Origin of the sequence: Paenibacillus sp. OT2-17 (assembly GCF_009827695.1) — a bacterium.
Taxonomy (GTDB): Bacteria; Bacillota; Bacilli; order Paenibacillales; family Paenibacillaceae; genus Paenibacillus; species Paenibacillus polymyxa_B.
Genome location: NZ_WUDQ01000103.1, coordinates 1 through 10,412, shown reverse-complemented (window position 1 = coordinate 10,412; position 10,412 = coordinate 1). Strand labels below are relative to the sequence as shown.

Annotated in this window: 9 protein-coding genes; 5 read left to right on the top strand and 4 right to left on the bottom strand. The window is 41.8% G+C overall.

Annotated elements, in window-relative coordinates; all coding sequences use genetic code 11:
- Both GRP75_RS13555 and GRP75_RS13550 read right to left on the bottom strand, forming a co-directional pair.
- Positions 1-553, bottom strand: a 553-nt coding sequence (locus GRP75_RS13555; protein ID WP_160789556.1) for a PTS transporter subunit EIIB, incomplete at its 3' end; no start/stop codon positions are given.
- A 277-nt stretch (positions 554-830) separates the two neighbouring features.
- A complete protein-coding gene (locus GRP75_RS13550; protein ID WP_053326018.1) occupies positions 831-2,111 on the bottom strand; it encodes a glycoside hydrolase family 140 protein in 1,281 nt (426 codons plus the stop codon).
- Positions 2,112-2,356: 245 nt separating this feature from the next.
- On the opposite strand from GRP75_RS13550, the gene GRP75_RS13545 reads away from it, so the two are divergent.
- A complete protein-coding gene (locus GRP75_RS13545) occupies positions 2,357-3,385 on the top strand; it encodes a LacI family DNA-binding transcriptional regulator (RefSeq protein ID WP_160789555.1) in 1,029 nt (342 codons plus the stop codon).
- A gap of 112 nt (positions 3,386-3,497) precedes the next feature.
- On the opposite strand, the gene GRP75_RS13540 is transcribed toward GRP75_RS13545, so the two are convergent.
- Positions 3,498-4,403, bottom strand: coding sequence for an NAD(P)/FAD-dependent oxidoreductase (locus tag GRP75_RS13540; protein ID WP_160789554.1), 906 nt, complete (start codon positions 4,401-4,403; stop codon positions 3,498-3,500).
- A 112-nt stretch (positions 4,404-4,515) separates the two neighbouring features.
- Positions 4,516-4,914, bottom strand: a complete 399-nt coding sequence (locus GRP75_RS13535; protein WP_023990086.1) for an Rrf2 family transcriptional regulator — start codon at positions 4,912-4,914, stop codon at positions 4,516-4,518.
- 158 nt (positions 4,915-5,072) lie between these two features.
- Between GRP75_RS13535 and GRP75_RS13530 the strand changes: the two genes are divergently transcribed.
- From GRP75_RS13530 to GRP75_RS13515, 4 genes are all read left to right on the top strand, one after another.
- Positions 5,073-6,998, top strand: coding sequence for a BglG family transcription antiterminator (locus GRP75_RS13530; RefSeq protein ID WP_023990087.1), 1,926 nt, complete (start codon positions 5,073-5,075; stop codon positions 6,996-6,998).
- Positions 6,999-7,174: 176 nt separating this feature from the next.
- Positions 7,175-7,498, top strand: a complete 324-nt coding sequence (locus GRP75_RS13525) for a PTS lactose/cellobiose transporter subunit IIA (RefSeq protein ID WP_034095210.1) — start codon at positions 7,175-7,177, stop codon at positions 7,496-7,498.
- Between the two features lie 18 nt (positions 7,499-7,516).
- Entirely contained in the window at positions 7,517-8,812 is a 1,296-nt protein-coding gene (locus tag GRP75_RS13520) for a PTS sugar transporter subunit IIC (RefSeq protein ID WP_160789553.1), read from the top strand.
- A gap of 70 nt (positions 8,813-8,882) precedes the next feature.
- Positions 8,883-10,319: a glycoside hydrolase family 1 protein gene (locus tag GRP75_RS13515; protein ID WP_160789552.1), complete on the top strand. Its 1,437-nt coding sequence runs from the start codon at positions 8,883-8,885 to the stop codon at positions 10,317-10,319.
- Positions 10,320-10,412: the final 93 nt, after the last annotated feature.

The following is a 10,412-nucleotide window of genomic DNA, read 5'->3' as shown; positions in this document are numbered from 1 at the left end:
TTGCTGCTCCCAAAACGGCAGACAGATACGGGTTTCCTCCAAATTTTTTACCTGCTGAAAACCCTAGAATAACCGGAAAGAAATAAAACATTGCGTCTGCTGTCGCATATAAAATTTTATACGTGCCCATCTGATCAGTCATCCAGCCCAGGGATGTGCATAAAGCCAATAGTCCTTTTAGAATCCCCACAGCAGCGAGCACACCCACAACGGGCATAAATACACCTGAAATTACATCGACAAAGCGGCTAAATAGGCTCGCTTTTTCATTTTTTTGATCGTCTTCAACCATTTGATCTCCATGCTTTACTCCCATTGTATCCAAAAGAGCTTCGTATACTTTGGGAACCTCATTTCCGATGACCACCTGAAATTGGCCACCACTTTCCACAACGGTAATGACACCGTCAATCTGCTTGATCTTTTCTTTATCTGGCAATAGATTATCCTTCAGTTTAAATCTCAATCGAGTGACACAGTGAATGACACTGTTCACATTTTCATTTCCGCCCACGGCACTTAATACTTCTTTGGCTGTTTTTTTATGATCCATCATGTTCACTCCTTCTTGGATGCGCTTTCTATTTTTCTATCCGTAGTAGCTGGATGTGCTATAACTGCGACAATTACGGCACTTCTCCCAATTCAGTAGGTATATGGAATTGAGCTGCTTTTTGAAAAAGTAAATCTTAATTTCGATCACAAAATCCTTTGATATCTGCATCCGAGATAAACTGCCATGCTTTTATATGTTTTTCCGACCAATATCCCGTTCCAATAACGCCGATTTTCCACATGTTGCTTCACTCCATCCACATTCTTCTCTGTTTTTATTTCGTTCCGATGATGACAACATCACTTTCAAAGCTGTGCATGTCTAGCACCGATTGATCCTTTTGGACGGACACGTCAGTTTGGGCAAACCGCTTCCCGGCTAAATCAATCGTTGTAAACTTGTAATCCTGCACGTTGATACTTAGTCGCACCTTCGTGTTAACCGGGACATACAAGATAAGGGTATTCTCGTTCCCCGCAGCTCTAATTTCCTCTGTCTTGTTTAAAACAATATCTAGCGGCTTTATGCCGATAAGGTTATACATTTCAAACAAATATTTAATAAAGGAATAATCCCACGCACCTTCAAATCGCAATGCGGTTCTCCAATCGTAGGGACTATCGAATCCTTCCCCTTCTACAATGCCGAATTTCTTTCCTTTCTTGTGCCAGCTCCAAATGCCATGCGCCCCGTAGGTAATTCCCGCTCCCCCGCCTGCAAGGAGACTTTGCCATGCTGCTTTTCTGGCATCCAGTGCAGTGTATCTGCCATACACATTGCGGCTGTAACTAATTTGTTCATAACATGGCTCCCCATTAATGACAGGCCGTATATCTGACTTATGATAGAAATGTTGAGCAATCTCATGGGCTACATGTTGAAACTGGGAGTTATGTCCTGATTGATACATATAGAATCCAAGACCCTTGTGTTTCTCAAAGGCTGGAGGAATTTCTCTCAATCTCCCTTGAATATGCAGCGTAGTTAAGCTTGCAGGGCTTAATTGTTGTACAATGTCCAGTGCTTTTAAATAATAGGAATTGGCACGTTCAGTCGGAAAATCACTATCCCCGCTAACCAGAAAAATAGGATCAAATGGAGAAAAACGGTTTACGACGTACGTTACATAGGGTTCAACGCATTCAAATGGCATTTTGTTGCCCTTTTGGAACATTTCGGCCCATGTATCCGGTACATAGTTACACCACAACAGAACCAGTGCCGGAACAAATCCACGCTCTACAGCCATTTTCAACATGATTTCTGCCCGGTCAAAATAAGCTTCGTTTAATGTATGGTAGTCGAAATCCCCATTTTCCAGTAATGCAAACGGCTGTAGATTCAGATCCGATTCACTTGCGTCCCATTGTCGGAGCATGTTGATTTGCAACACATTGAAACCTTGCATCTTCCGATAGTCAAGATAATCGCTCCACTCCTCTATCGTCGCGTTGGTAAATACACTCCAAACCGTATCTGCCAAATAAAAAAAAGGTTTGTCCTCTTTTGTAAAACTTCTTTGATTTTCAGCAATGTTTAAACTCAAATGAATCACCTTTCCTTTCTTGCTACATTCACAAATCTTCCTAAACAAATAACTAAAATAAATAACTAAATTTATATGTTTTTTCGCAAATAAACTAAATTAAAGCGCTTTACACTTGCATATTAACACTACAAATAATAAAAGGTCAACATTTTTTTCTTTTCATTTATTTAGTTTAGTTTAGTTTATAATCTAAACTTTCTTGTAGAGTAATGATATAATTTATGTAGTTTAGTTCAATAGGGGGTTCCACATTGAAAATTGATGATATTGCAAGGCTTGCAGGTGTTTCGAAATCTGCTGTCTCTCTTGCTTTTAATAACAAACCCGGAGTCAGTGAAGAAACCAAGGAGCAAATTCTAAAAATAGCCCAAGAGCATGGATATAAACCACGCACCATGAAGACAAGCAAGGAAGTCATTAAAAATCATCATGTGATACGCTTTGTGGCCTGTAAAAATACAGACATCGTAACAGAGCATTATGATTCACTTCCATTTTTCAATGAATTAATTCATCATATTACCAATCAGGTGAGAGAACATGGAAACACCTTGATTTTTTCGTCTTTTGATAGCCATAGCCTCGAAGAAGAATTATCTGCTTTGGAAAAAGATCAGCCTTCTTCAGGCATACTTCTGCTTGGCACCAATTTAACTTCCGAGATTATTCATTCTATACAATCCATTCATTCCAATATCGTGATTTTAGATACCTACTTTGAACACGTCGACGCCAGTTTCGTATCTATTAACAACTATCTTGGTGGATATCAGGCAGGCCAATATTTAATTCAGTCAGGACACAGAAAGATAGGATACGTACAATCCAGTACCAGAATTCTTAACTTTAAAAAACGAAAGGAAGGGTTTATGGCGGCTTTAGAGGAGCACAAACTTTCCATAGAAAATGGGCTTATATTTGATATGCATCCCATGCTTGTGATGTCACAGGACGCATTTAAAACAGCTATTCATGAACTGAATGAGTTACCTTCGGCCCTATTTTGTGAAAATGATTATATGGCGATCAGTGCCATTAAAACGTTTCAAGAGATGAACATTCGAGTGCCTGAGCAAATTTCCGTCATGGGATTTGATAATATACATGAAGCCAAGGTGATTAGCCCGGAACTCACAACCATTCATGTGAAAAAGGATATTTTGGCCCGAACTGCTGTAAACTTGCTTATGGAGAGGCATAACAATCATCAGAGGCATCATACTCAGGTTCTTGTGAATACAGAGGTTATTGAAAGAAGATCTTGTTTAGCCTTGAAATGACCTATGATCATTGGTTTATTATTGCTTGCTCTCTCAATGATTTTAGAATAAAGCCGCCATGTTGGCGGCCTTTTCTATCATCAGATTCCATATAGAATATTCCAATTTCTCGTCATTCGTTGAAATCTTCCTCTGTCAAATCCATATTTACGCTCGCAGCGGTTCGACTGCCGTCGGCCGCGGCAAAAATCAACTGAGAAGGCATGAAGTACGATGAATCCCCGGCAGCATATACACCGGGTATGGAGGTTCTCCCCGCTTCATCCGTCTTGATCCCGCCCGACTCCGTTCTTTCACAGCCCAAACGTTCTCCAAACGGTGTACTTTGTACAAACTGGGGAGACACAAAACCGCCGACCCTCGGGACTTGAGTGCCATCCGTAAAGCGCACATGCTCCAGCTGCCCATTGTGACCGATGAACGCTGAAACAGGTTGCTCCATTACCACAATTCCCTTGGATTGAAGCCGTTCTTTTTGTTCTTCCGACAGGGATGCATGACCGTTCGTACATACGATCAAATCCTTACTCCAGTTAAGGAGTAGTTTGGCTGTATGAAATATAGCCGCCGATTCAGAGACAAGGACAAGCGGTTGATCCCGCAACTCCCAGCCGTCGCAATAAGGGCAATTAAACAGACTTTTCCCGTATAACGGATAAAAACCTTCGATCTCGGGGAATATCTCCTTTACGCCCGTCGCTAATATCAATTTTCGCGCTTGAACGCGAAGGCCTGACGAATCAAGCACCTCAAATCCGGATTCGTTTTTCGTAATTGAAACAACCTCGGTTTGCAGATGATGGACAGACGGATAACGCAGCACTTCCTCATAAGCTACACGGCGGAACTCGGCTGGCGTTACGCCGTCTCTCGTAATAAAACCATGCGACGCATGCGTAACCGCATTTCTGGGCCGATTATTATCAATCAAAGCCACACTTCTTCTTGCCCTGCCCAGCACGAGGGCTGCATTCAATCCGGCGGGCCCTCCGCCAATAATAGCGCAATCGTACAGCATAACACCCAACTCCTTTTCAAAGATATTAAAGACTCTTTATATCTGTAATAAAACCAAAAAAACGCTTTACATAACTGGCAACCACCCTCTTTCTATATAAAGTCGCTTACTTTTAAACTTGCGTTTGCTTTTGCGCCAAATCGACCAATTTCGTATTTTTAAGATGTCGTTCCATTTTCTCCTCTGCTTCCCTCATTACAGTTTGAATCAGGCACTCAGATCCGTGGACAAAATCACATTCAAACAAAGAATTCGTACCTTCAATGGCATGGATAATATCCAAAAAAGTAAGATCATCTTTATGACGGGATAGGCGATAGCCTCCATTGGCTCCAGAAACGGATTCGATCATTCCAGCCTTCACAAGCCTCGTCAAAATTTTTGAAAGATAAGTTGGTGAAACATTTTGGGATTCGGCCAATTGCTGAACACCTACCGGCTTAACCGACGAATCAGCAACGAGCATGAGCATGGTGTGCAGTGCATAATTTGTAGCTTTTGTAAATTTCATAACTACACCTCAATCAAAGACTTATTGTGTCTACTATATCTCTGAATCTGCTGGTGTGTCAAGGTCATCTAGGATTTACGCTGTTGTCAACCCTTCTTTTGGTTACGCTCTAACCGTTGTATACTGTTCATCAGAACAGCTAAGAAAGGGGGCTCGTTGTGCGTATTTTTGATATTCTTCGTATATTAGTTGCTGAACAGATGGTCAAAGGAGAACACTTGGCAAATGCATTGAAGGTATCTTCTCGAACGATACGAACGGATTTAAAGGAATTGGGTGCGCTGTTGTCAAAACATGGAGCAGCAGTTAAACCCCTTAAAGGAACGGGCTACAAGTTAGAGGTTCGGGACGAACAAGCATTTCATCATCTGCTGAAGCAATTAAAGGATTATGAAAATAATGTACCCTATCCATTAGCGAATTCTTCTGAAGCCAGAAATCGTTTTTTAATGAAAAAGCTGTTGCTTACCAATGCATATGTTAAACTTGATGATTTAGCCGAGATCCTGTATGTTAGTCGATCTACTTTACAGAATGACCTCAAAGAACTACGCAAGTTATTGGCAACTTACGGACTTTCCCTGGAGAATAGACCCTATCATGGTATTCGAGTCAAAGGTAATGAGGCCAGGCTGCGTTATTGCATTTCCGACTATATATTTAATAGGATAGATGAAATAGGCAACCAGCAGATGTCCCCCCCTCCTCTGATCTCTAACGAAGAGATGGAATTCATAAGAGAAGTGATTCTGGATCGTATTGAGATCAATGATATTCAGCTGTCGGACATTGCCCTGAACAATCTGGTCATTCATATTGCTATAGCATGTAAGCGTATTTGCGAAGAAAGGTATGTTTCGTATTATCCTCAAGAGATGAAAAAAATCGAAGCGCAAAAAGAGTTTAGGGTGGCGACTGAGATCGTATCCGCCTTGGAACAAAACATGAAGTACTCCTTTCCACTTGTTGAAGTTGCGTACATTGCTGTTCACCTGTTGGGTATAAGGACCGTCGTTAGTGCCCGTATGGATGAAGTGGAGATTAAAAAGATCATTGATAAAGATATCTACGAACTGACTATTGAAATACTGGACCAAATTGATCAGCAGTTGAAAATGAACATTCAAAACGATCAAGAATTGCTGATTGCATTTTGCCTTCATCTCAAACCGGTGATCAACCGTTATCAATACGGAATGAATTTGCGTAATCCTATGCTGGATGAAATCAAAGCCAATTACCCGCTTGCCTTTGAAGCAGGTATCATTGCTGCGGAGGTCATCAAGCAGCGGCTTCATATACACATCGAGGAAAATGAAATTGGGTATTTAGCCATTCATATCGGAGTCGCGATGGAAAGAAAGAAAATGGAGGACGCGCCCAAAAGATGTATGATCGTATGTGCTTCTGGACTCGGTAGCGCTAAGCTGCTGTATTACAAGCTTCAATCGGTCTTCGGTTCCAGGTTGGATATCGTGGGAACCACTGAATTTTATAAGCTGAAACAAATGCCGTTGGATACACTGGACTTTGTTATTAGCACGATCCCCATTTCAGAACCGCTTTCTATCCCCATGATCCATGTGAATACATTTTTAGGCGGTTCCGATATTACTAAAATTGAGCAAGCCATTTCTGAGACCAGACTTCCTGCTGTGCAGTATGTACGAAAAAAATTGGTCTTTCTTCAGCAGAAGTTTGAGAACAAACTCCAAGTGCTTGAATTTATAGCCGAAAAAATACACGAAGCAGATCTTGTAAAAGGCCCCCTGCTGCAATCTGTAATAGAGCGTGAAGCCGTTTCCCCCACTTCATTTGGCAACTTTGTCGCGATCCCGCATCCGATGGAACCTTTCGCAGATTCTACGTTTTGGGCCATCTGTACATTACAAAAAGCTATCGACTGGGACGGCAAGCCGGTACAATTTATTTGTATGCTCTGCATACAGCGTACTAAATCAGAAGATTTACAGACTATGTATCATATTTTGCTTGATATTTTAAATAATGAACAGCTCGTCCAGCAGCTTATTCGCTGCAAATCGTATACAGAATTCATAGAAGTGTTGCATAAAAATTGTTGAACATGAGGAGTATGAAGAACGATTTATTTCCGTTAAGAAGAGGAAATAATGTGCGTTATGTTGAAAGCGATTCCAAATTATAATAGCCATACGAAGGGATCATTGAAAGGAGAGAAGATCACGTGAATAATGATGAATCTACAGAGCACGACGTGAACATGGAGGACATGGAGGACATGGATGATACAGAGATTGTATTCCAAATTATATTATACGCAGGGAATGCACGCAGTTCAGCCATGGAGGCGATTGAGCTTGCAAAGGTGGGGAAATTTAGGGAAGCCAAAGATGAATTAGCCTCAGCAAAAAAAGAACTGGTGTCTTCCCACAAAATTCAAACCAGAATCATCCGCAAGGAAGCAGCAGGTGAAAAAACAGAGATGTCCGTCATGATGGTGCATGCTCAAGATCATTTGATGAATGCCATCACTATACGTGATATGGCCTCAGAGTTTGTAGACCTGTATGAACGCATTGATCAATTCGTACCGAAATCGTAGAGGGAGGGACGCTATCTTATGGCTTTCAAAGACAAACTGGTTGACGGCCTCACATCGGTAGCAAATGCAATCAACAATTTTAAATATATTATAGCGATCAAATCAGCTTTTATCACATTGATGCCTGTTATTATTGTCGGTGCCTTTGCTGTATTGATTTCTAATATGGTCATGGACCCGGTCAATGGCCTTGCGCATTTTAAGCCGTTCTCATTCCTGGCTGAGTACAAACCGATTTTCTCAGGCATTAACTATGCCAGCTTGAATATCCTTACCATTCTGGCTATTTTCATGATTGGTCTGGAGCTAGGAAAAATTAACGGTGAGAAAAATCTCTTCCCCGGTTTGCTCGCTTTAATCTGTTTTATCTCTGTGACACCAACCACGATAGAGTTGATGGTTAACGGTGACATGCAAAAGGTAACAGACGTCATAGCCCGTCAATTTACGGATACCAAGAGCTTGTTTTTAGGTATTTTCATAAGCATCCTATCCGTTGAGCTATACAGCAAACTGGGCAAGTCCGATAAACTAAAAATTAAAATGCCTGAGAGTGTTCCCAGCAATGTGGCCGTTTCTTTCTCGGCACTCATTCCTACCATTATTACGGTGACTGTCTTCTCAATGTTTGGATTCTTTTTTCATAAGTTTACAGGTCTCTACCTGTACGATGCCGTCTATAATGTGGTGCAAAAACCTCTGGAGACCGTAGTACAGGGACTGCCAGGTATACTGGTGCTGATGCTGGTTGCGCAAATCTTCTGGGTGATCGGTATTCACGGGAACCAAATGGTAAAGCCCATTCGTGAACCCCTGCTGCTTGGCGCGATTACCGTCAACATGACTGCTTATGAGCAAGGACTGCCCATTCCGAACATTATTACGATGCCTTTCTGGGACGTATACATGAGTATCGGTGGTTCAGGAATTACGCTGGCCCTCTTGATTTGTATTATGATCGCTTCCAAGCGTGAAGATATGAAGGAAATAACAAAGCTTTCATTGGGTCCGGGTCTGTTTAATATTAATGAGCCTGTCATTTTTGGACTTCCGATTATGCTGAATCCATTGATGGCTATCCCTTTCATTATTACTCCGCTCATCACAGGAACGATTGGTTACTTCTCGACGTTGCTTGGATTTGCAGGTAAAGCCGTCGTCATGGTTCCATGGACTACTCCGCCTATTATTAATGCCTACCTGTCTACAGGTGGAAGCATTGGCGCCGTCGTAACTCAGATCATTTGTATTGTGGTAGCCATTATCATTTATTTCCCATTCGTCAAAATTGCCAACAAGCGAACGGCTGAATAATGCGTTACTATAGAAATACATCAATTAATTGGAAACGCATTCTTTATACAATGAAAAGGAGAAACATGTCATGGCTAAACATACGATACAAATTCCGTCGAATTTCATCATGGGTGCAGCGGCTTCCGCCTGGCAGACAGAGGGCTGGAGCGGTAAAAAAGAAGGTCAGGACTCATTCCTAGACCAATGGTACAAAAATGACCGCTATGTCTGGCACAATGGATATGGACCCGCGGTTGCAACCGACTTTTATAATCGCTATGCCGAAGATATTGCGCTGATGAAGCAGATTGGTTTAACCCATTATCGGACTTCTATTAATTGGTCCCGCTTCTTAACGGATTATGAGAATGTAGTGGTGGATGAAACATATGCGGATTATATGGGCCGGGTCATTGATGAGCTGATTGCGAGCGGAGTCGAGCCGATGATTTGTCTGGAACACTATGAGGTACCCGCCTACTTGCTGAACAAATATGAGGGCTGGTCTTCCAAGCATGTGGTGGAGCTGTTTGTAAAATATGCGGATAAAGTGTTTGAACGGTACGGCGATCGGGTCAAGCACTGGTTTACGTTTAATGAGCCCATTGTTGTACAGACTCGTGTCTATCTAGATGCCCTTCGCTATCCCTATGAACAAAATACGCGGAAGTGGATGCAATGGAACTATAATAAAACGCTGGCTACCGCGAAATGCGTACAGCTTTTCAAATCAAAAAACTATAGTCAGCACGGGGCTAAAATAGGCGTTATTCTGAATCCCGAAGTCACTTATGCCCGATCAAGCGCCCCTCATGACCAGTATGCGGCACATGTGTATGATTTATTTTACAATCGAGTATTTCTGGACCCGCTTATTAAAGGCGAATACCCGCAAGAATTGTTCGATCTCATGGGCAAGCATGATATTACATTTGAAGCTACAGCGGAAGAACTGGCAGTCATTAAGGAAAATACCGTTGACTACGTCGGGATCAATCTCTATTATCCCCACCGGGTAAAAGCACAGAGTAAAGCGTGGAACGAAAACACCCCCTTTCACCCCTCTTACTACTATGAGCATTTTGATCTTCCGGGTAAAAGAATGAACAAGTCACGGGGCTGGGAGATTTATCCGAAAATCATTTACGATATGGGAATGCGTATCAAGAACGAATATCACAATATCGAGTGGTTTGTCGCGGAAAATGGTATGGGCATTGAGAATGAAGCTGCTTTCAAAAATGAGGAACACATTATTCAGGACGACTATCGTATTGACTTTATAACTGAGCATTTATACTACACATTACAAGCTGTAGAAGCGGGCTCCAACTGTACAGGTTATATGCTGTGGGCCTTTACAGACAACGTTTCTCCCATGAATGCTTTTAAAAATCGCTATGGACTGGTGGAAATTAACCTGGACAATGATCGAAGTCGGCATTTGAAGAAATCCGGCTACTGGTATCAAGCCGCTATCAAGGAACGCTCATTTATTGCTGATCTGGATGAAGAGTATAAATAGTTAAAAATGAATTCTGGAGGCGCTCAAATATGAAAAAAATTATTTTGGCATGTGCTGCGGGTATGTCCACATCCATTTTGGTTTCTAAAATGA